General features: G+C 73.4%; 16 protein-coding genes and 1 pseudogene. 6 read left to right on the top strand and 11 right to left on the bottom strand.

Features of this window, described 5'->3' with window-relative positions:
* Nucleotides 1-5: 5 nt before the first annotated feature.
* The gene (locus ACFYNO_RS31975; RefSeq protein WP_388020649.1) at nucleotides 6-200 is read left to right on the top strand and encodes a ferredoxin; all 195 of its coding nucleotides are present in this window, start codon (nucleotides 6-8) and stop codon (nucleotides 198-200) included.
* 94 nt (nucleotides 201-294) lie between these two features.
* Here the strand turns inward: ACFYNO_RS31975 and ACFYNO_RS31970 are convergent, their stop codons facing one another.
* The 3 genes from ACFYNO_RS31970 to ACFYNO_RS31960 form a co-directional block, all read right to left on the bottom strand.
* Nucleotides 295-1,299 (bottom strand): aldo/keto reductase, encoded by a 1,005-nt coding sequence (locus ACFYNO_RS31970; RefSeq protein ID WP_388020646.1) that lies wholly within the window; start codon nucleotides 1,297-1,299, stop codon nucleotides 295-297.
* Nucleotides 1,300-1,304: 5 nt separating this feature from the next.
* Entirely contained in the window at nucleotides 1,305-1,853 is a 549-nt protein-coding gene (locus ACFYNO_RS31965; protein ID WP_388020643.1) for a hypothetical protein, read from the bottom strand.
* A 92-nt stretch (nucleotides 1,854-1,945) separates the two neighbouring features.
* Nucleotides 1,946-2,524, bottom strand: a complete 579-nt coding sequence (locus tag ACFYNO_RS31960; protein ID WP_388020694.1) for a TetR/AcrR family transcriptional regulator — start codon at nucleotides 2,522-2,524, stop codon at nucleotides 1,946-1,948.
* A gap of 179 nt (nucleotides 2,525-2,703) precedes the next feature.
* Here ACFYNO_RS31960 and ACFYNO_RS31955 point away from each other — a divergent pair, with 179 nt between their 5' ends.
* Together ACFYNO_RS31955 and ACFYNO_RS31950 are read left to right on the top strand one after the other, a co-directional pair.
* Nucleotides 2,704-4,119 carry an MFS transporter gene (locus tag ACFYNO_RS31955; protein ID WP_388020640.1) on the top strand — a complete coding sequence of 472 codons (1,416 nt, stop codon included), beginning with the start codon at nucleotides 2,704-2,706 and terminating at the stop codon, nucleotides 4,117-4,119.
* Nucleotides 4,120-4,359: 240 nt separating this feature from the next.
* On the top strand, nucleotides 4,360-7,116 hold the full coding sequence (locus ACFYNO_RS31950) for a LuxR C-terminal-related transcriptional regulator (protein WP_388020637.1): 2,757 nt from the start codon (nucleotides 4,360-4,362) through the stop codon (nucleotides 7,114-7,116).
* Here ACFYNO_RS31950 and ACFYNO_RS31945 read toward each other — a convergent pair.
* The 6 genes and pseudogenes from ACFYNO_RS31945 to ACFYNO_RS31920 all read right to left on the bottom strand — a co-directional run bounded on the left by ACFYNO_RS31945 (nucleotide 7,073) and on the right by ACFYNO_RS31920 (nucleotide 16,165).
* A complete protein-coding gene (locus ACFYNO_RS31945) occupies nucleotides 7,073-7,852 on the bottom strand; it encodes a BTAD domain-containing putative transcriptional regulator (RefSeq protein ID WP_388020634.1) in 780 nt (259 codons plus the stop codon). The genes ACFYNO_RS31950 and ACFYNO_RS31945 overlap by 44 nt on opposite strands.
* A 179-nt stretch (nucleotides 7,853-8,031) precedes the next feature.
* Complete coding sequence (locus ACFYNO_RS31940) at nucleotides 8,032-12,339, bottom strand: trypsin-like peptidase domain-containing protein (protein WP_388020631.1); 4,308 nt, start codon at nucleotides 12,337-12,339, stop codon at nucleotides 8,032-8,034.
* 26 nt (nucleotides 12,340-12,365) lie between these two features.
* A complete protein-coding gene (locus ACFYNO_RS31935) occupies nucleotides 12,366-12,770 on the bottom strand; it encodes a CU044_2847 family protein (RefSeq protein ID WP_388020628.1) in 405 nt (134 codons plus the stop codon).
* 255 nt (nucleotides 12,771-13,025) lie between these two features.
* The gene (locus ACFYNO_RS31930) at nucleotides 13,026-14,228 is read right to left on the bottom strand and encodes a serine hydrolase (RefSeq protein WP_388020625.1); all 1,203 of its coding nucleotides are present in this window, start codon (nucleotides 14,226-14,228) and stop codon (nucleotides 13,026-13,028) included.
* A 147-nt stretch (nucleotides 14,229-14,375) separates the two neighbouring features.
* Nucleotides 14,376-15,491 (bottom strand): sensor histidine kinase, encoded by a 1,116-nt coding sequence (locus tag ACFYNO_RS31925; protein WP_388020622.1) that lies wholly within the window; start codon nucleotides 15,489-15,491, stop codon nucleotides 14,376-14,378.
* Nucleotides 15,484-16,165, bottom strand: a pseudogene (locus ACFYNO_RS31920) (response regulator transcription factor). The gene ACFYNO_RS31925 and the pseudogene ACFYNO_RS31920 overlap by 8 nt, the downstream one beginning before the upstream one ends.
* A 313-nt stretch (nucleotides 16,166-16,478) precedes the next feature.
* Between ACFYNO_RS31920 and ACFYNO_RS31915 the strand changes: the two are divergent.
* A complete protein-coding gene (locus ACFYNO_RS31915; protein WP_388020619.1) occupies nucleotides 16,479-17,222 on the top strand; it encodes a class I SAM-dependent methyltransferase in 744 nt (247 codons plus the stop codon).
* Between the two features lie 7 nt (nucleotides 17,223-17,229).
* Here ACFYNO_RS31915 and pip read toward each other — a convergent pair whose 3' ends face one another.
* A complete protein-coding gene (pip, locus tag ACFYNO_RS31910; protein WP_388020616.1) occupies nucleotides 17,230-18,204 on the bottom strand; it encodes a prolyl aminopeptidase in 975 nt (324 codons plus the stop codon).
* Nucleotides 18,205-18,247: 43 nt separating this feature from the next.
* Between pip and ACFYNO_RS31905 the strand changes: the two genes are divergently transcribed.
* Nucleotides 18,248-18,763: a MarR family winged helix-turn-helix transcriptional regulator gene (locus ACFYNO_RS31905; RefSeq protein ID WP_388020613.1), complete on the top strand. Its 516-nt coding sequence runs from the start codon at nucleotides 18,248-18,250 to the stop codon at nucleotides 18,761-18,763.
* Between the two features lie 74 nt (nucleotides 18,764-18,837).
* Nucleotides 18,838-19,395, top strand: a complete 558-nt coding sequence (locus tag ACFYNO_RS31900; protein ID WP_388020610.1) for a helix-turn-helix domain-containing protein — start codon at nucleotides 18,838-18,840, stop codon at nucleotides 19,393-19,395.
* Between the two features lie 68 nt (nucleotides 19,396-19,463).
* Here the strand turns inward: ACFYNO_RS31900 and ACFYNO_RS31895 are convergent, their stop codons facing one another.
* Nucleotides 19,464-20,561, bottom strand: a complete 1,098-nt coding sequence (locus ACFYNO_RS31895; protein WP_388020607.1) for a PP2C family protein-serine/threonine phosphatase — start codon at nucleotides 20,559-20,561, stop codon at nucleotides 19,464-19,466.
* Nucleotides 20,562-20,589 lie beyond the last annotated feature (28 nt).

Genomic DNA, 20,589 nt, shown 5'->3' with positions numbered 1-20,589 from the left:
GCGCCGTGGCCAGGGTGATCGCGGACCGGGAGCGCTGCATGGCGGCGGGCCACTGCGTGTTCGGTGTGCCCGAGGTGTTCGACCAGGGCGAGGACGGGCTGGTGGTGCTGCTGGAGCAGGCGCCGGGTGAGGAGCTCGCGCCCGCGGTGCGGCTGGCGGTCTCGCTCTGCCCGTCGCGGGCGCTGTCAGTGGTGGAGTGAGCAACTGACGGAGTGAGCAACTGACGGAGTGAGCAACTGACGGAGGGCGGGCCCGAGACCGGGGCCCGCCCTCCGTCAGCCGGTACCCGTCACGTCACCCGTTCAGGAAGGCCGTGCTGGCCGCGTTCCAGCGGCTCCCGTGCACCTGGTCGGCGGGCACCGCGGCGGCGATCGCCGCGAGCTCCTGTGCGGTGAGCGCCAGCCGCGTGGCCGCGGCGTTCTCCGCCAGATGGCCGAGCCGGCCGGTCCCCGGGATCGGCACCACGTCCGGACCCTGGTGGTGCAGCCAAGCCAGCGCCAACTGGGCCGCGGTGACGCCGCGTTCGCGGGCCAGCTCGACCAGCCGGTCGGCCAGCGGCAGATTGGCGGCCAGGTTCGCCGGTTCGAACCGGGGCAGCCCGATCCGCCGGAAGTCGGCCGGCCCCAGCTGCCCGGCGTCGCGCACCGTCCCGGTCAGGAAGCCGCGCCCGAGCGGCGCGTACGCCAGCACGGCGATGCCCAGCTCCCGGCAGGCGGCCAGCGGCCCCTCCTCCAGGTCGCGGGACCAGAGGGACCACTCGCTCTGCAGCGCCGCCACCGGGGTGACCGCGTGCGCCCGCCGCAGCGTGGCCGCGGAGACCTCGCTCAGCCCGTAGGCCCGGATCTTGCCGGCCGCGATCAGCTCGCCCAGCGCGCCCGCGGTCTCCTCCACCGGAACGGCGGGGTCCGCCCGGGTGAGCTGGAAGAGGTCGATGTGGTCCACCCCGAGCCGGCGCAGCGAGGCCTCGCAGCTCTCCCGCAGGTACGCCGGATCGGCCCGGATGCCGGTGCCGACGCCGGAACCGGGCCGCAGGACGCCGAACTTGGTGGCGATCACCGCCCGGTCCCGCCGCCCGGCCAGCGCGCGGCCGATCAGCCGCTCGTTCTCGCCGTGCCCGTAGACGTCGGCGGTGTCCAGCAGGGTGACCCCGAGATCCAGCGCCCGGTGGATCACGGCCAGCGCATCCGCCTCGGCGACCGGCCCGTAGAACTCGGACAGGCCCAGGCAGCCCAGCCCCTGGGCACCCACCGCCAACGGTCCGATCCGACGCTGCTCCAGCACGAACTGCTCCGTCGCCATGGCCGTCAGTTCCGGTAGAGGACGATCGCGGACTCGTACTCGCTGTGCGTCTCCCTGACCAGCGGCCGGAAGGTCCGGTAGCCGATCGCGCCGCGCAGCGGTCCGGCCACCACCACGGCCGGGAAGGTGGCGAACTCCCCGGCGGTCAGCCGGGCGTCGTCCACCGGGCCGCCGGCCCGGACCACGTTGCCGTCGTCCAGGGTGATCCGCTCGCCGAAGTAGGCGATGAAGTGGCCGTCGGCCTGGTCGCGGTAGAGCATCCGTCCGGCGCCCTCGGTCTGCCCCAGCCGGTCGCCGTCCGGGCCGAAGATCTCCAGCCGCACGGTGGCGAAGTCGCGCTCGGTGGGGGTGGTGCCGGTCGGATCGGGGTTGGTGGAGCGGTACTCCACCACCTTCTCGCGCAGGTCGCGCAGGACCAGCGAGCGGCCGGGCCCGGCGAGCCGGCCGACCGTGTCCGAGGTGGTCACGGGCGGGGCGGCCAGCAGGGCGAGCAGCCGGGACCGGCCCTGTTCGAGCAGCGCGGCCAGCGGGCCGGGCAGGGGACTGGATGCCATGGTGGTCCTCCTGGAGGGGTGAGCGGGGTCGCCCGAAGGTACGGCCCCGGGCTCAATCCGCCCTTAACCGCGGGAGCGGCCCGGCGGCCCGGTCAGCCCGGCACGACCACCCCGGTCAGGAAGTGGTCCAGCAGCCGGGAACTGCCGTCCCGGTCGGCGGTGGCGTTCTCCCGGACCCAGGCCACGGCGCTGAGCAGGTCGAAGAGCTCGTCGGGCGTCAGCTCGGGCCGCACCCGGCCGGCCGCCTGGGCGCGGGCCAGCAGCTGCGCGCCGGTGTCGTGCATCGCGGCGCAGGCGGCGTGCGAGGGGGTGCCCTCGTCGTACATGCTCTGCGCCAGGATGCCGACCAGTCCGCGGAAGGTGCTGAAGTGGCGCACCGCGCGGTGCATCCAGGCGGTCAGGGCGGTCAGCGGGTCGACGGGGGCGTCCGGTCGGCCGGGCTGCTCGGCGAGTTCGGCCAGGCCGTCGCGGGTGGCGGCCTCGACCAGCGCGGCGCGGGTGGGGAAGTGGCGGTAGAGCGTGCCGATCGCCACCCCGGCCCGGGCCGCGACGTCCTCCAGCGCCGCCTCCGAGCCGTGGCTCTCGAAGGCCTGCCGGGCGGCGGTCAGGATCGCGTCGTAGTTCCGGGCGCCGTCGGCCCGCTTGGGCCGCTGCGCGATGTAGGGCGGCACGGCGGCCGGGGCCGCCGAACCGGCCTCGGCCGGGGGGTCGGTGACGGTCTTTCGGGCGGACAACGGCGCTCCTTCGCTTGACTACCGGAGGGAGCCTCAGGTTAACTGCGGAACATAACCTGAGGCTGTCTCAGTATGTTACCCGCTCGTCCCGGCGGGCCCACCAGCGTGGAGGACCCTTGACCACCGAAACCGTTTCCGACCAGGGCTCCGTGCCCGCGGCCTCGAAGGAGCCATGGGCGCTCACGCTCCTGGCGATCGTGGGGGCCGAGTTCATGCTTCAACTCGACGGAACCGTGGTGAACGTGGCGCTGCCCACGCTCCAGCACGACCTCGGGGTCTCGGTCTCCACCGCCACCTGGGTGCCCAACGCCTTCTTCCTCGCCTTCGGCGGGTTACTGCTGCTGGCCGGCCGGCTGGGCGACGCCCTCGGCCACCGTCGGGTCTTCGTCAGCGGCATCGCCCTGGTGGTGGTGGCCTCGCTGGTGGCCGGGCTGGCGCCGAACCTGCCGGTGCTGCTGGTCGGCCGCGCGCTCCAAGGCGCCGGCGCCGCCATCGCCGGACCCACCGGGCTGGCACTGCTCGCCATCGTCTTCGACGGCGACCGCCGCCAGCGCGCCTTCGGCCTCTACTCCACCGTCACCGGCCTGGGCGCCTCGGCCGGCATGCTGCTCGGCGGCCTGCTCACCTGGGTCGGCGACTGGCGCTGGAGCCTGCTGGTCAACGTGCCGGTCGGGCTGGTCCTGATCGCCGTCGCGGTGCGCGCGCTCGGCACGGAGCGCGGCACCACCCGTTCGCGCTCGCTCGCCCTGCCCAGCGCCGTGCTGGTCACCCTGGCCGTCGGGACCGCCGTCTACGGCGTGGTCAACGCCGCCGGACACGGCTGGGGTGCCACCGGCAGCTGGCTGCCGCTGGTGGTCTCCGCCGTCCTCTGGATCGCACTGGCCGGCCTGGACGCCCGGACCGCCGACCCGCTGCTGCCCCGTCAGCTCTTCGCCGACCGCCGGCGGGCGGGAGCCTTCCTCAACCTGCTGCTGCTGGCCGCCGTGCTCACCGGCTTCCTGATCTACCTGGTGCAGTACCTACAGACCGTGCTCGGCTACAACGCGCTGGAGAGCGGCCTGGCGATCCTGCCGTTCGGCGCCGCGCTGCTGGTCAGCACCCAGCTGCTGACCAAGCACATCGCCCGGTTCGACCTGGTCACCCGGGCGATCGGCGGCCTGGTGGTGATTCTCGCCGCCGTGGCGTGGCTGAGCGCGCTGGACGGCGGCAGCTCCTACGCCACCGGGGTGCTGCCGCAGATCGTGCTGCTCGGCCTCGGCGTCGGGGTGGCGATCATCCCGATCAACATGATCATCCTGACCACCGCGCCGCCGGAGTACGCGGGAGTCACCGCCGGCGTGCTGCAGACCGCGCTGACCATCGGCGGCTCGCTCGGCCTGGCCGTGCTGCTGATCCCCGCCACCGCGGGCCACCGAGGGCTGGCGGCCGACATCTCCGGGGTCTTCGGCTGGGCGAGCGGTATCACGGCGCTCGCCGTGCTGGTCTCGCTGGCCTTCTGGGCCCGGCCGGCGAAGACCGTCTCCGCTTCCTGACGGGTACTCAGCGGTGGCGCGGCACTGTCCGCCGCGCCGCCGCTGCCGTGGCGCGGTACCGTCCACCGCGCCGCCGCTGCCGTGCACCGTCGCGCATTGGGAACGTGAACCTTCTGTTACAGCGGACCGGTCGGGCCGACTCCTCCTCCTATGCTGGACAAGGCTCGCTCGTGTACGGGTACTTCGGTACGTCACGCCGCACACGGGCCAGGCCCGAGCGCCAGAGGGAGGCCCAGGAGAATGGTCGACAGCGGCACCACGATAACCGCGCCCCAGGAGGTCCGCACCACCGAACTCAGCACACTCGGACGGCTCGTCACAGCGGCCCGGGAGGGCCGCTCGGCGACGGTCCGGGTCACCGGCGAGCTCGGCGCCGGCAAGACCAGACTGCTCGGCGGCCTGGCCGCCCGGGCCGGCCGCCTCGGAGTCAGCGTCGGACGGGGCGTCAGCACCGGGCTGGAGAGCGCCCCGTACCTCGCCCTCGCCCAGGCCCTGCGGACCATCGCCGAACCGCTCGGCGCGGTGCCCGGTGCCGCCCCGGGCCTGCCCGACGCGCTGCGCCGGCTCGGCGAACCGCCCGCCGACGGCACCGCACCGCCCACCCCCACGACCGTCCGCCGCCTGCTCGCCGCCTGCGTCAGCGCCAGCCCCGGCGGACTGCTGCTGCTCCTGGACGACTTCCACTGCGCGGACCGCGCCACGATCGGCCTCTTCGACCTGCTGGTCCGCCAGCCCGTGCCCGGCGGGTTGATCCTGGTCACCGCCTACCGGCCCTGGCAGGCCCCGGCCATGCTGCGCTCCGTCGCCCGGCTCGGCATCGAGCTCGGCACTGCCGAGGAACTCCCGCTCGCCCCGCTCACCCTGGAGCAGAGCGCCGCCCTGCTGGACGCGCCCGCCGCCGCCCCGCGCACCCTTCACCTGCACCGACTGGCCCAGGGCAACCCGCTCTTCCTCACCGCCCTGGCCGACGCGCCCACCACCGCCCCCGGCACCGTCGCCGCCCCCACCCCGCACCAGGGCCTGCGCGACCGGCTGCTCGCCGAGATCGCTCCGCTCGGCCGCCGGACCCAGGTCGCGGCCAGGGCCGCCGCCGTGCTCGGCGAGGTGTTCGACGTCGACTCCGTCGCCGCCGTCGCCGACCTGCCCCGCTCCGACGCCTGCCGCGCGCTCGGCGAGCTGCGCGGCCACGACCTGGTGCGGCCCGCCGCCCAGGCCGGCCGGCTGGTCTTCCGCCACCCGCTGCTGCGCGACTGCCTGGTCGCCGACGGCGACGACTGCTGGTGGGCCGAAGCCCACCGCCGAGCGCTCGACCACCTGGCCGCAGCGGGCGCCTCGCCGCTCGAACTGGCCGGGCACGTGGTGGATTCCGGCCCGCGGATGACACCCGCCGACCGGCCACTGCTGGAGGCCGGCATCCGAGCCGCGCTCGGCGCGGGCCGAATCGCGCAGGCCGGTGCCTGGACCGTCGCCGCCCTGCGGCTGCGGCGGGCGGGGGGCGGCGGTGCCGACCACGGCGGTTGCGGCGTCTGGCAGCCCGTGGTGCAGGCGCTGGCCGCCGACGGCCGCATCGGCCACCTGGACGCCGTGCAGGACGAGGTGCTGCTCGTGCTCGGCGCCGCGCCGATCGCCGACCGGGTCTCGGCGATGGTCTGGCTGGCCGGCGTGCAGGCTTCGCTCGGCCGGATCGAGGAGAGCCGGAAGCTGCTCTCCGCGGCCCTGGCCGAGGTCGGGGACCGCCCCGACCTGCGGGCCGTGATCCAGGTGCAGATGCAGCTGGGCCAGGTGCTCGGCGGCCAACTGCCGCCGCGCGCCGAGGTGGACGCACTGGTCCGGGAGACGGCCGGCGCCGACCCGGTCACCGCGGGCGGCTGTCTGAGCCTGCGCGGCCTGTGCACCCTGTTCTCCGGCGACCTGGCGGCGGCGGTGGAGGCTCTGGACGCCGGTGCCCGGCTGCTGGACTCCGCCGAACCGCACGGGCCGGCTGCCATCGGCTACGCCTCCTTCCTCACCGTGCTGGCCAGCGCCGAATCCGCACTCGGCCGGTACGCCGCCGCCGGCGCCCACACCGAACGGGCGCTGGCCGAGGTCCGGCTGCGCGGCGACCACCACCTGCTGCCGGTGCTGCTCAACGTGCAGGCCTACGTGGCCTACCAGAGCGGCCGGATGGCCGAGGCGCTGGAGGCGGCCCGGCAGGCCGGTGACGGCGCCCGGGCGGCGGCCCGGGCCGACCAGGCGCTGCTCGCCGACGCGCTGACCGCCGCTGCCTGGGCCTGGCTCGACGGCGACACCCCGGCCGACCCGTCGCCGGCGGACGCACCCGCACCCCACCACCCGGACGTCGTGGTGCCGCGGGCCACCGTCGCGGCGATGCTCTTCGCCGAGGCCGCGCTGGCCGCGGGCGACGGCGCCACCGCGTTGGACCTGCTGCTGCCCACCCGCGGCCGCCGGGTGCAGGAGCCCGCCGCCGTGCTCGCCGCCCGGGTCTACGAGCTGCTCACCTCCGCCGCGCTGGCACTCGGCGAGCCGGCCGAGCGCTGGGCGCTGCGCGCCGAGGCCGCCGCCGATGCGGTCGGCCTCGACGAGCAGACCGGATACGCCCGACTGGCCCGTGGCCACCTGCACGCCGCCCACGACCAGCCCCAGGAGGCCGTCCGCAGCTACCGCGAGGCGCGCTGCCTGCTCGGCGACAGCGCCGCCGGAGTGCGCGCCGAGGAGCTGGCCCTGGTCACCGCCGGCACCGCCGGGCACGGCCGGCCGGGCCGGCTGGAGTCCCTGACCAGCAGGGAGCGCGAGGTCGCCGAGCTGGCGGGGGAGGGGCTGAAGACCCGGGACATCGCCCACCTGCTGACCCTCAGCCCGCGCACCGTCGACGTGCACCTGGCCCGGATCTACCGCAAGGTCGGGGTCAGCTCCCGGGCCGGCCTGGTCCGCCTGATGGCAGCCCCGCCGGGGCTCAGCTCGCGACCTGCCCCAGGTCGAGCAGCCGGTCGGCGCTGAGGATCGCCTGGTGCAACTGCCGCAGCGCGCGGTGCGGCTCCAGGCCCAGCTCCGACCGCAGCACCCGCCGCGCCGAACGGTACACCTCCAGGGCATCCGCCCGCCGCTCGGCGCGGTACAGCACCAGCATCAGCTGGCGGTAGAACGACTCGCGCAGCGGGTGCTCCGCGATCAGCCCGTGCAGCAGGCTGACCACCTCGCGGTGCTGGCCCAGTTGGGTGCGTGCCTCGATCACCAGCTCCAGGCAGGTCAGCCGCTCCTCCTCGGCCCACCCCGCGAAGGCCGACAGCACCGGCCCGTCGCCGTGCCCGTCCAGCACCGGCCCCCGCATCATCGCCAGCGCCGGCTCCAGCACCTCCAGCGCCGCCGCCGCCCGTCCGGCCGCCATCCGGTCCCGCCCGAGCTGCACCGCCGCGGTGAAGTCCGCCACGTCGTAGCCGTCCGCCCGCCGCTGGAACCGGTAGCCGGACACGGCCGTGGTGATCGCCTCCCGGCCCGCCTCCCCGGCCTGCGCCAGGAACTTGCGCAACTGCGAGATGTAGACGTGGATCGCCGTCGGCGCACTGCGCGGCGGCCGGTCGCCCCACAGCTCGGCGGTCAACTGCTCCTTGGTCACCACCCGCCCCTCGTTGAGCAGCAGGAGGGCCAGCGTGATCTCCACCTTCGGCGCGGACAGTCTGAACGGCTCGCCGTCGTCGGCACACACGCGCAGGGGACCCAGGAGTTCAAAGCGCATCTGACACCTCTTATCTGACGAGTTGTGGGAACACGTTTCCGACTGGTCCCACTGTCCCCGTCATGGGGTGCTCCGCACATCGGAGAATGTACGTACGTATCCCTACCTTGGCCGGAAATCGTCAGTGGTCTGTCCGGCGAACGATGCAACCGGGTGGGCGGCCGACCCTTGCCGGTAGCTCATGGCCTGGGACAGAGCCGTTGGGCGGGAACGGGCACGGGAAGGCCGGCCCGTTCGTCCGGGGTGAACTCGCGGTAGCCGATGACGTCGCACAGCTTGCGCTGCCATTGGGCCGGGTCGAGGGCGAGTGGGCCGCCGAAGCCGTGGTCGTCCAGGTAGAGCACGGTCCTGCCGTCGGCCGACAGGCTGAGGAAGGAGTACGGGCTCGCCGACGTGCTGTCGGCTGGCCGGCCGAAGTCGTAGGAGCCGACGGAGGTGTGGCCGCCGACCTGGTAGATCTGGACTTCGTTGTTGGCCGCCACCTCGAACCTGCCGTTGTCATCGAGGAAGCCGACGGCGAACTGCGACGAAGAGAGCGTGTCCGGCGTGATGCTGCGCAGCAGTGCGAGCTCCCGGTGCAGCGGATCGCGCCGCCACACCTCGACCCGTCCGCCAGCTCGCAGGACCGCGAAGTAGCGTGCGCTGGAGTCGAAGTTGACGCCCTTGATGTCGTCGGTGAGTTCCAGCGTCATCGTCGTGCGGCCTGTGGTGAGGTCGACCACCCTGATCTGCGGGTTGCCGTAGACGATTACCGCCACTTGGTTCGCGGCCGGGTACGGGCTGACGAGGATCTCCAAGGAACCGTCGTCGTCGGTCTTGGGGTGGAACGTCGAGGTGTCGAACTGCGCCAGCTGCTGTCCTGTGTGCACGTCCCACTGCTGCACCAGCGTGCCCGAGAGCGTGATCAGGTTCCCGGTCGCGTCGAAGAAGTAGTCGAAGTCGAACACGCTCGGAATCACGCTGGGCGGCATCGCGGTCTTGATCTGCACCGTCTGCCGCAGGTTCGAGGTCTCGCGGACGGAGACGAGGTTCACGCCCTCCCGTTCGGCGAGGAGTCGTCCGTCGCGGGTCTGGGCCAGTGGAGCCTCCTGCGGGTCCCAGCTGGGTTTGGCTCTCGGTGACTGTGCCAGTAGGCGGCTGTCGTCCATGGTGGCGGTGCGCAGGTCGAGGGCGGAGCCGTCCGCCAGGATGCTGATCATCTTGCTGCCGTCGGGTGTCAGCACCGATTGGCTGACGTGGAGTGGGCCGTCGTCCGTTGGTATCTCCGTGTAGACCACCTGGGTTTTGCGCTGGCTGATCAGAAACAGCTTGAGGCCGTTCGACACCAGATCGGGGGCGTTCATCGGGGCATCGTCGGACGAGCCGCGCGGCTCGTTGGTCCGGGAGACCACTGTGTTGTGCTCCAGGTCCACGAGTTGCAGGTCCGGGGTGGAGCCGCTGAAGTCCGTGGTGACGACCTGGTGTCCGGTGCCGTCGACGGCTTCCAGAATCGGGCAGGCGTCCGCGGGCGGGTGGTAGGGCTGCCCTTGCTGGGTGCCGTCGGCGACCGCGTAGCGGGTCACGACGCCGCGGTTCGAATCGCCGTCCGTGCGGCAGGCCACGGCCGTCGTCCGATCGCCGGAGAGCAGGAACTGCTTCGCGTTCAGCACGGTGCGGGTCGCGCCCGTGGCCAGGTCCACCGCGACGAGGCCCTCCGACGCGTCCGCCCCGCCCTCGGTCCGTGCGAGCACGGTCCGGTGGTCCGGACTGATCCAGAGGTCGCGGTAGAGGCGCGCCGGCGCGGGCGCGGTTCCGACGACGCTGCCGCTGTCCAGGTCCCACCACGCCAGCCGGGTCTGCGTCGCGACGGCGATCATCCGCCCGTCCGCCGACATCGCGGACAGGGAGGTCACCATAGCCATCCCAGGGTCGTCGATCGGTGTGGAGGCGGGGCCCATGCCCGGTGCCGCCGCCAGGGTGTGCATCGCTCCGATGGGCTGGTCCGCCTCCGGATCGACGTCGAACCACTCGACGGAGCCGTTGTCGTCGAGAAACGCTGCCCGTCTGCCGTCCCCGGAGAGCATGACGTCGTCGATCTGATAGGCCGACGGCACGTCTTCACGGTGCATCACACCGGTGACGGCGTGCACGAAGAGCGTGGCCCGGCCCTGGGTCGTTCCGGTCAGGACCACATTTCCGTCCTTGCTCGCGCGCACGCTCCTGGTCGTCCCCTTCAAGCCGGAGAGAATCCGGGTGCTGTCGGCCCGCGTCAGGTACTGACGCAACAGGGCATCGCGTGCCTCCTGCGTCGGCGCGGTTCGGTAGGCGGCCAGCGACAGCATGGTCTCCAGGACCGGGTCGTCGCCGGCCTCGTTCTGCGAGGCCTGCACCAAGGCCTCGGAGTTGGCGGTTGCCGCACGACTCTGACTCTGCTGGCGCGCGTACGCGAACAACGATCCGAACACCAGGGCCAGGGCCAGGACGAACCCGAGCCCGATGATGAACGCCCCCCGCCGCCGGCTCCGAGAGCGGTGGCGGCGGCGCCCGCGCTCGAGGTAGTCGCGCTCGGCCTCGCTCAGATCGGCGCTGCGCTCGCGCACCCACTGCTGGGAGGTGGCCAGGGCGACGGTGGTGGGCAGCAACTCGGGAACGCGGTCCCCCCGCTCCCAGCGTTCCCGGTCGTGCCGCAACGACTCCCGCCAGACCAGGAACGCACGGTCGGCGGCAGCCCACTGCGAGAGCTTGGGCCAGCCGGTGATCAAGGCCTCGTGCGCGAGTTCCACGGTGTCGGCGCCTTCGGCGCTGCTGCCGGCGACCAGTAGCCGGGTGGCCGCGAGGTGCTGGGCGATGCGCCACTCGTCCTCGGCCAGCTCCGAGCGCAGTGCGATGCGGCGCGTCGCAGCAGCCGTCTCCTCCGGAACCTGGATGAGTCGGATGAGCAGTCGGCGGGCCGCGGCTTCCTCCTCGGCCGAGACGTACTCGGCCCACACCTGGTCGGCGTGGTAGCGCAACGCGCCGGTGACGCGGCCGAGATCCTCGTAGGCCTGATGGGTCAGCAGACCGCCGCTCTGCTGCTGCCAGAGCAGATCGAGCGTGAAGCCCAGGAGCGGCAGGGCTCCCGGCTCGCTTCCCGTGTCCCGCAGGATGGTGTCGACGAGGCCGGCCTGGTAGTCCAGGCCGGGGACGGCGTCGATCGGCGCCGTGATCACCTCGCGCAGCTGTTCCGGGCGTAGCGGCCGGAGGACGTAGGCCGGGTGCCCGAAGGCGAGCCCGAGGCGGGGGTGGGCAAGGGCGGTTTCCATGAAGTCGGCCCGCAGCGTGGTCAGTACTCGGACCGTCTTCGGCAGCGCATCGTCGAACAGGACGTCGGCCAGCCGGCCGACGGTGTCCGGGGAGAGAGCCAGCAGTTCCTCGGACTGATCCACCAGGACGACGAGTTGGCGGGCGCGTTGGAGCTGGAGGATGCGGGGAACGACGTCGGCCAGCCCATGGTGCCCGGCAAACACCCGGGTCAGGTCGGGAATCCGGGCAAGCCGGTCCGTCTCGGACAGGTCGGGCTCCAACAGCGGCAGCAGGGTGGCCGCCAGAGCCGACAGCGGGCTGCTGCCGGCGGCGGGCCGCAGGACCACCGCCGCAGCACCGCCGGCACGCAGCCGGGGTATGACACCGGCCATGGCCAGCGAGGACTTGCCGGAGCCGGAGGGGCCGACGATCGTGGTCCACTGCTGGCGCGCCACCAGGGCGGCCAGTTCCCCGCTCTCGGTGGACCTGCCGTGGAAGAGCGGCTCGTCGGCCTCCTGGAACGCCGACAGGCTGCGGAACGGCGACGGCGGCAGGACAAGGGCTCGTAACTCCGGCCAGGACGTCAACAGTTCATCGGTGGGGATCAGGTAACTGGCCGGCGGCTCCCCGGCCTCGGCCCGCACCACCATGCCGATCACGCCGGCCAGCGTCTCGTCCCAGACCGGGCTGCCGCTGAACCCTCCGGATACGCGGTAGCCGTCGGCGGCCCGATCGGCCTGCACCCAGCCGTTGGCTTGTCGGGCCCGCAGCACCGCCGAGTGCCACACCCCTCCGTCGCGCCCGCTGGGGAAGCCGAAAGCCCGGGCGGAGTGCCCCCACACCTCCTGCGCCTCGATCAGGCGGATCGGCTGGGCGCCGGGCACCGGTGCGCTCAGCCGTACCACGGCCACGTCTCCGGCCCCGTTCGGCTCGGGAGGGACCCAGTGAACGATGCCGGCGCTGACGCGCTGTGGGGCTGTGCGGGACCGTCCGGCCGATGGCAGCAGCGGTAGGTCGACGTCGAGCCTGGCCCAGGGGGACGGCTCGCCACCGCCCAGGATGCCGAGCGCGGCGGAGACCACGTGCGCGCAGGTGACGGCGAGTTCGGGCGTGACCAGAAAACCCAGGCCCACGGGTTCCGCGGAGGCGGTCGGGTCCAGCGGATCGTCCGGGCCCTTGAGGATCCGCACCACGGCCGCGTTCAGGGCCTTCGGACCGGTGCCCACCGCGGGTCCCGGCGGCGGTGGCTGCGTCACGGCACCGACGGCTGGACCGGGACGGCGGAGGCAGGCTGATGGGCCGGTTCGGTGCCGGAGTCACCGGCGGAAGCCGAGTGCCAGGTGAGGGTGACCTTGAAGTTGGCCGCGGCCGCCGTACTGGAGATCACCACGTCGGCCGCAGCGGACAGGGACAGCCCGAACTCCATGCTGACCTCGTCCGGCGCGTGGACCATGCCGCGGAAGGTGCTGACGAAGTTCTCCGCGACCGGCCGGATTCCGGCCAGCATCTCGCCCAGCGACCGCGTGGCGCGGGCGATGACCTGGCCCGGCCGGGCTACCTGGACCAACCCGTCCGAGCCGGCCGGCTCGACCTCGACCTTCAGCAGTTCAGTCGCACCGCCGGCCCCGCCGATCGGCAGCTCAACGAGATACGTCACAACTCGCCCCCCAGTCCACTCACTTCTCGAGTCGCGGCCGACACCTACTCTCCCCCAATCGCCGGGCGATGGGAACGTGTACAACACATGGGCCGCCCGCCGCGGCCGCCCCGAAGCCATCGCCCGGCGGCACGGGGCGGACAGGATCACAGCATCGCCGGCGAGGCGTGTCACCGCGCCGGCGGCGTCGGAGATCTCAGCCGCCCGACCCGCCGGCAGGCGTCCCCCCGGTGATGGCCTGTGTCTCCCGCCCGATCATCTCCTGCATCGGCACGCCGTCGATGTTGCCGAGGATGACGCCGACCCAGCCGGTGTACGGGTAGCTGGTCCAGTTCGCGGCGACACCGGGGTTGCCTCCGGCGCGCTGGTACCTCCACTGGCCGTTGACGATGGAGACCGGGATCCCGTACGCCCCGAACGACGCCGGCCCGTGGGGGATCTTGGCCCCGGTGAGCAGGTCGGCCCAGGCCCGGTCCAGGAGCGTGCCGTCGCCCAGCGCGTTCGTGAAACGGACCAGATCCGGCGCGGTGGCGTAGCCGCCGTCACCGGGGGCATCGATGAAGGCGCGGCCCGGGTTCTTGCCCGGTTCGTCCGGGGACGGGCTGCCCTTGTCGAGGTTGCGGACGGCGTCGCGTCCACCTGGCTGCCGTCGGCGAGCGTCATGTACGGGTGCGCGATGTGCTCGTCGGTGAGCCACTGCGGCCTGGTGCAGAACGCCGAGCCGGTCATGCCGCAGCGCGCGAGGATGTTCTCCTGGACGTAGTCCCAGTACGTCTTGCCGGTCACCGCCTCCACGATCAGCGCGGACACGGTGACCTCCGCCTCCGCGTGGGCGGTGTCGGGGGTGCCCGGGACGCCCGCCGGTTTCGCCTGCCGGGCCCGCTGCTCGTAGTACTGGTGCACGTCGTCCCGGCTCTGGAAGACGCGCTGCACGTCCTCGCCCGGGCTGTCCAGCCCGGAGGTGCCGGACAGCAGGTGATGGATGTTCACCTGGTCGGCGATGTCCTTGGCGAAGCCGGTCAGGTATGTGCCCACCGTGTCCGACAGCCACAGCTTGCCCTGCTGGGCCAGCTGCAGAATGGCCACCGCCTCGAACGGCTTGCCCGCCGAGCTGAGGCTGAACGCGATGTCCTCGTGGTTGCGGATCCCCTTCTCCCGGTCGGCCATGCCGTAGCTGCGCGACAGCACCGTCCGGCCCTGGTGCGACAGCATCACCACGCCGGAGAACCTGCCCGCGGCGGCCAACTCCGCCACGTACCGGTCGTAGGCTCCGCCCGGCCGGGCGTCCGCTGGGACGTCGAGGTCGGCCGAGTCCGGACGGTCTTGTCCTGCGGCTGCGGCAGGGCCGGATCGGGTGCCCGCCAGCGGCGCGCCGGCCGCCACCGCACCGGCGGCCCCCAACCCGCCCCACCTGAGCAACCGCCGCCGGTCGATTCCGCGTACGGACTCCGAACCCATGATCACGATCCTTTTCCGATCGACAACCGACCGTTGCGGGTCTGCTACGGTCCATGTCCCTACCGAACACGGAGGACCGTTGCGGTGGCGTATGCGATTTTCAATACGCCCGCGATACATCGAAGCGGCGGCACGAGGGACCGACGATCAACGTTTCAGTCGGCCTCCCTCGGGGGTGAACCTTGCGGCCGTGCCGGGAAGTCGAACCGTGACGAGGAGGCCGCCGGCGGAACGGGGGAGGAGGTCGAGGGTCCCGTCGTGCGCCCGGACGATGCTGTGCACGATGGCCAGCCCGAGGCCGACACCGGCGTGCTCGTCGGCGCGTACGCGTCGTGTCCCGCGTTGGAAGGGTTCGGTGAGGGTCGGCACAAGTTCCGGTGCGAGCCGATGGCCCGTGTTCTCGACCCGCAGCACGCTCGCGTCGTGCCGCGATTCGGTGTGGACCGTTATGGTGCCGCCGGCGGGGAGGTTGTGGACGACGGCGTTCTGGACGAGGTTCGTCACCATCCGCAGCAGGAGAGCCGCGGAGCCGACGGTCGGTGTGATCTCGCCGGTGACGTCGAGTGTGATCCGGCGCTGTTCGGCGAGGGGGAGCAGCGTCTCGGCGGCTTCTTCGGCGATGAGGGACAGGTCGACGGGCTCGCGGGTGAAGCCCCTGCGCTCGCCGCGGCTGAGCAGCAGGAGGGCCTCGGTGAGGTCGATCGCCCGCGTGTTGACGGCGTGGAGGCGTTCGATGAGTTCACCCCGGTCCCGCGCGGGGTCGGTGCGGGCGACGTCGAGGAGTGCCCGGGAGATCGCCAGCGGGGTGCGCAGTTCATGCGACGCGTTCGCGGCGAACCGCTGCTGTTCGCTGACGTGGGATTCGAGTTGCTCGAGCATGGTGTCGAACGCGTCGGCGAGTTGGCGGAATTCGTCTCCGGGGCCCGCCATGCGGATCCGGTGGGACAGCGATCCGTTCGCGGCCATCCGCGCCGCGTCCGCGATCCTGGCGAGTGGCGCGAGCATCCGGCCGGCGAGGACCCATCCGCCCAGCAGGCCGAACACCAGGAGGAAAGCCAGTGCCGTGGCCGCGGCGGGGGCGAAGACGCGCACGAGGAGGTAGCGGTTGGGTGCGACCCGGAGCAGGCCCCTGGGGCTGTCGGGCACGTAGCGCAGCAGGAACACCCACACCACGGCCAGCAGGAGAGCACCGGCGAGGAGAAGGAAGCCGGCGTAGCTGACGGTGAGTCTCAGTCGGGCGCTGAGCCCTGGGCGTCTAGTCACGAGGGTTGCCGGGGCGGCCTGGGTCCGTGCCGGTGTCGATCCGGTAGCCGACACCGGGCACCGTGGCGATGAGCCGTGGTTCGCCGAGCCGTTTGCGCAGGGCGGAGACGGTGATGCGGACGGCGTTGGTGAAGGGGGCGGCGTTCTGGTCCCAGGCCCGCTCCAGGAGTTCTTCGGCGCTGACGACACCGCCTTCGGCGGTGAGGAGGACTTCGAGCACGGCGAACTGCTCGCGGGTCAGCGCGACGTAGCGTCCATCACGGAAGACCTCCCGGCGAAAGGGGTCCAGCCGCAGGCCCGCGATCTCGCTGACCGGGGGCCGGGCGTACGCGCGCCCGCAGTCGCATGACGAGCTCTCGAAGCTCGAACGGTTTGGTGAGGTAGTCATCGGCGCCGAGCTCGAACCCCGCAACCTTGTCGTCGATCCGGTCGGCAGCGGTGAGCATGAGGATCGGAACACCACTGCCGGAAGCGACGATTCGCCGGGCGACCTCGTCACCGGTAGGACCGGGAATATCGCGATCGAGGACCGCGAGGTCGTAGGGGTTGATGCTGAGCAGTTCCAAGGCGGAGTCGCCGTCGCCGGCGATGTCGGCGGCGATCGCCTCGAGCCGGAGGCCGTCACGGACGGCTTCGGCCAGGTAGCGCTCGTCCTCCACGATCAGTACACGCATCCCGGAAGCCTAAGCAGCGCGGCATATCGGCGATGTATGGACGATGCCCCCCAGTCCCCAGCGGATGGCCGGCGCAGGGCCGACCAGGCCGTTCGGACCGGCGGCGAGGGAGGCCACCTCGCCGCCGACGGGGGTCCGCCGCTCTCGCAGTCATCAAGGCAGCCGCCCTGAACACGGGCGTCCGGCGGGTGGTGCTCGGCGACAGGCGGCCGCGTCCGGCGGGCGGGGTTCTCTGTGTCATCAGCCAGTACGGCGGCCCGGCCGGCCGGCGGCAGACTTCTCGCCACACCCACCGGAGCTGACGGGGAGACAGATGAGCGCGCAGCAGTACGACACGATCGGCGAGGCCTTCGAGGGGTTCAAGGCGCTCCCGCTGATCCGTTACGGCGAGGTGCCGAGCATGCTGGAGCTGGTCGGCGAGGTGACGGGGCGCTCGGTGCTCGACCTGGCCTGCGGCACCGGGTTCTACAGCCGGGAGCTGAAGCGGCGCGGCGCCTCCGACGTGCTCGGGGTGGACATCTCCGCAGAGATGATCGCCGCGGCCCGCGGCATCGAGCATCGCGAGCCGCTGGGCATCCGCTATGAGGTCGGCGACGTGGCCGAACTGCGGCCGCTGGAGCAGCGGTTCGACCTGGCGCTGGCCGTGCAGTGCCTCAACTACGCCGAGGACATCGCCGGGATGGAGCGGATGTGCCGCAACATCCACCGCAGCCTGGTCCCCGGCGGCGAGCTGTTCGTCTTCGCCCAGAAGCCCGACTACGCCTTCGACTGCGCCTCCCTGGAGAAGTACGGCTTCCGTTGCGAGCCGACCGGCGAGCAGGCCGAGGCCGGCCCGCGGGTGCGGGTCACCGCCCTGCTGGAGCCGCACCCGATCTCCATCCTCGGCACCGCGGCCCGCCGCGAGGTCTACGAGCAGTCGCTGCGCGGCGCCGGCTTCGGCGAGCTGGAGTGGGTGCCGCTGGGCATCTCGGAGGCCGGACTGCGCGAGTACGGCGAGGAGTTCTGGGCCGACGCGCTCGCCCACCCGCCGCTGGAGCTGCTGCGCTGCCGCGCCTGACGCACCGTCAGCCGGTGCGGAACCGGTCGGTGCGGAACCGGTCGGTGGCGGCCACCACCGCGCTCACCGTGCTCTGCCCGGAGAGTCCGTGGCCCTCGCCGCCGATCAGCACCAGCTCCGCCTCCGGCCAGCGCTGCGCCAGCTGCCAGGCGATGTCCGGCGGCCCGCTGACGTCCAGCCGCCCGTGCACCAGCACGCCCGGGATGCCGGCGAGCCGGTCCGCCTCGCGCAGCAGCGCCCCGTCCGGCAGGAAGGCCGCGTTGGCCCAGTAGTGGGTGACCAGGCGGGCGAACCGCAGCCGGAACCGCGGGTCCCGGTAGCGGGGGTCGGGGCGGTGGCCAGGCTGGGTGGAGACGTGCACGTCCTCCCAGCGGCACCACTCCTCGGCCGCCCGCTCCCGCACCGCCGGGTCGGGGTCGGCGAGCAGCCGGGCGTAGGCTGCGGCCAGGTCGCCGTCCCGCTCGGCGGCCGGCACGGCGTCCCGGAACCGGGCCCACTCGGCGGGGAAGACCCGGCCCATCTCCCTGGTCACCCAGGCCACTTCGCGGCGGGTGGTGTTGGTCACGCTGAACAGCACCAGCTCGCTGACCCGGTCCGGGTGCCGCTCGGCGTAGGCCAGGCCCAGGGTCGCGCCCCAGGAGCCGCCGAGCACCAGCCAGCGCCCGATGCCCAGCCGCTCGCGCAGCAGTTCGGCATCGGCGATCAGGTGGGCGGTGGTGTTGGCGGCGAGCGAGGTCTCCGGGTCGGCGGCGTCCGGGGTGCTGCGGCCGCAGCCGCGCTGGTCGAAGAGCACCACCCGGTAGGCGGCCGGGTCGAAGAGCCGCCGCCAGAACGGTCCGGCGCCGGAGCCCGGCCCGCCGTGGAACACCACGGCGGGCCTGCCCGCCGGGTTGCCGCAGACCTCCCAGTGCAGCAGGTTGCCGTCGCCGGTGTCGAGCACGCCCTGCTCGTAGGGCTCGACGGGAGGGTAGAACTCGGCCATGGGATGCCTCTTCGTATTATGACAGTGCTGTTAGATTAACAGGGTGACAGCTCACCCCGACCGCCAAGCCGTCGGCACCCTGCTGCGCCACGTCCTCGAACTGCTCGACGGGGACGTGGCCAAGGTCTACGAGGAGCAGGGCCTGGCCGAGTACCGGCCGCGCTTCTCGCCGGCCGTCCGCGCCCTGCTGGCCGACGGGCCGCTGTCGATCGGCGACCTCGCCGCCGCGATCGGCGTGACCCACTCGGCCGCCAGCCAGACCGCGGCCCAGATGGCCCGGGCCGGCGTGGTCGCCCACACCCCGGACCCGCGCGACGCCCGCCGCCGCCTGCTCACCCTCACCCCGAAGGCGCACGCCCTGCTGCCGCTGATCCACGCCGAATGGGCGGCCACCGCCGCGGCGATGACCGAACTGGACGCCGAACTCACCACCCCGCTCGCCCAGGTGCTCACCGAACTGGCCGAGGCCCTGTGCCGCCGCCCGTTCCGGGACCGGATCGCGGCCGCTGCGGCCCGGCCGGACGGCGCCGCCGGAACCGACAACTCCGGAACCCGGTAGCGCACTTGTGCCAACCGCGGCGGTCCGGCCGAGGCGGTGGGACAGGTCGGCCGCGGATCTGGAACGATGGCGCCATGACCACGCCCACCTCCCCGCCGCACGACCAGGCCGCCGTACTGATCCTGGACCGGGCCGCGGCGCTGCTGGCCGAGCAGAGCGGCGCCAGCATGGCCGACATCGCGCGGGCGGCGGGCGTCGGCCGGGCCACGCTCTACCGCTACTTCGACACCCGCCAGGCGCTGCTGGACGCGCTCGCCGACGCGGCCGTGGACGACCTCGGCGACCGGCTGGACCAGGCCGGCCTGGCGATCGTCCCGGTCCGGGAGGCCTTCGCCCGGGTCTTCCACGCCTTCCTGGTGACCGGCGCCAAGTACCTCGCGCTGCGCCAGGCCGGCCACAAGCCCGCCGATCCCCAGGCCACCGAGCGCCGGATCGGCGTCCCGCTGCGCCGGCTGGTGCACCGGGGCATCGGCGACGGCACCCTGCGCGGCGACCTGGAGCCGGAGGTCGCGCTCGCCCTGCTCTCCGCCCTGCTGGAAGCCGGCCTGGCGCTCGCCCCGCACCTGGGCCCGCAGCGCGCGGCGGCGGCGGTCACCGCGCAGTTCCTGGACGGCGCGACCGTGCGCCGCTGACCGCCCGCCCTGAGGGGCTTGCTGACGGTTCCCGCCGGCCGCGTCCCCGACCTCACCGGTCGGTACACCTAGAACTCGCGGCGCAGCGCCAGCACCGCCGCGTCGTCGCCCAGCCCGCCCGCCGTCCAGTCGCGCACATCGGCCAGTAGCTGGCCGAGCAGCGCGTCCGGCTCCGGCGCGGTGAGCCCGTCGGCCAGCCGCACCGGCAGCGGGTAGAACTCGCCGGCCGCGTCCCGGGCCTCCGCCACGCCGTCGGTGTAGAGCAGCAGCAGGTCGCCGCGGTGCAGCTCGAAGGTGCGCGCCCGGTAGTGCTCGCCGGTCAGTGCGCGCAGGCCCAGCGGCGGTGCGAAGGCGGGCGGATCCAGCGCCGTCACCGCCCGCGAGCGGTGGCGCAGCAGCGGCGGCGGGTGGCCGCAGTTGACCAGCTCGACCGGGCCGGCCGCGGCCGGCACCGAGAGCAGCACGGCGGTGGCGAACCGCTGTTCGGCGGCGGTGCGCCGGGCCAGCGCCTCGTCCAGCCGCTCGGCCACCCGGGCCAGCTCCGGCTCCGAGCGGGCCGCCTCGCGGAACGCGCCGAGCACGTCCGCGGCCGCCTCCACCGCCGCCAGCCCCTTGCCCTGGACGTCGCCGAGCAGGATCCGCACCCCGTGGTCGGTCTCCAGCACCTCGTAGAGGTCCCCGCCGATCCGGGCCTCGGCCGCCGCGGCCACGTAGCGCACGGCGATCCGCAGCGCGCCGGCCCGGGCCGGCACCGGGCGCAGCAGGGCGAGCTGGGCGGCCTCGGCGACGGTGCGGACCTGGACCAGCTCCCGCTCGCGGGCCCTGGCCAGCAGCGCGTTGGCGATGCTCGCCAGGGTGACGGCGGCGATCGCGGTCAGTGTGGCCAGGTGCACGGCCAGCGGCACCCCCCGGTTGGCCCGCGACAGCAGGCCCGCGCAGGCCGCCGCCAGCACCCCGGCGGTGGCGGGCACCCGGGGCGAGCGGCTGCCCGCCCCGGCCAGCACCGGCACGCAGGCGAGCACCGGCGAGAGGGTGGAGCCCGGACCGGTGCTCAGGTCGACCAGCACCGCGACCAGGATCAGCCCGTAGGCGCAGTAGACCAGCCCGCGCAGCCGGCCGGGCAGGCCCGCGCGGAGTGCTCCGCTCCCAGCATCCGGCTCGGCCATGGTCGCCTCCTGCCGCCCGCGGCACGGC

Origin of the sequence: Kitasatospora sp. NPDC006697 (assembly GCF_042869935.1) — a bacterium.
Lineage (GTDB): Bacteria > Actinomycetota > Actinomycetes > Streptomycetales > Streptomycetaceae > Kitasatospora.
This window is presented reverse-complemented; position numbering and strand designations above follow the sequence as displayed.

Bases quoted from the DNA above. Each gene is read 5' to 3' on its own strand.
- ACFYNO_RS31970 (WP_388020646.1), bottom strand. From the start codon at position 1,299: ATGGCGACGGAGCAGTTCGTGCTGGAGCAGCGTCGGATCGGACCGTTG.
- ACFYNO_RS31965 (WP_388020643.1), bottom strand. From the start codon at position 1,853: ATGGCATCCAGTCCCCTGCCCGGCCCGCTGGCCGCGCTGCTCGAACAG.
- ACFYNO_RS31950 (WP_388020637.1), top strand. From the start codon at position 4,360: ATGGTCGACAGCGGCACCACGATAACCGCGCCCCAGGAGGTCCGCACC.
- ACFYNO_RS31945 (WP_388020634.1), bottom strand. From the start codon at position 7,852: ATGCGCTTTGAACTCCTGGGTCCCCTGCGCGTGTGTGCCGACGACGGC.
- ACFYNO_RS31930 (WP_388020625.1), bottom strand. From the start codon at position 14,228: ATGGGTTCGGAGTCCGTACGCGGAATCGACCGGCGGCGGTTGCTCAGG.
- ACFYNO_RS31915 (WP_388020619.1), top strand. From the start codon at position 16,479: ATGAGCGCGCAGCAGTACGACACGATCGGCGAGGCCTTCGAGGGGTTC.
- pip (WP_388020616.1), bottom strand. From the start codon at position 18,204: ATGGCCGAGTTCTACCCTCCCGTCGAGCCCTACGAGCAGGGCGTGCTC.
- ACFYNO_RS31900 (WP_388020610.1), top strand. From the start codon at position 18,838: ATGACCACGCCCACCTCCCCGCCGCACGACCAGGCCGCCGTACTGATC.
- ACFYNO_RS31895 (WP_388020607.1), bottom strand. From the start codon at position 20,561: ATGGCCGAGCCGGATGCTGGGAGCGGAGCACTCCGCGCGGGCCTGCCC.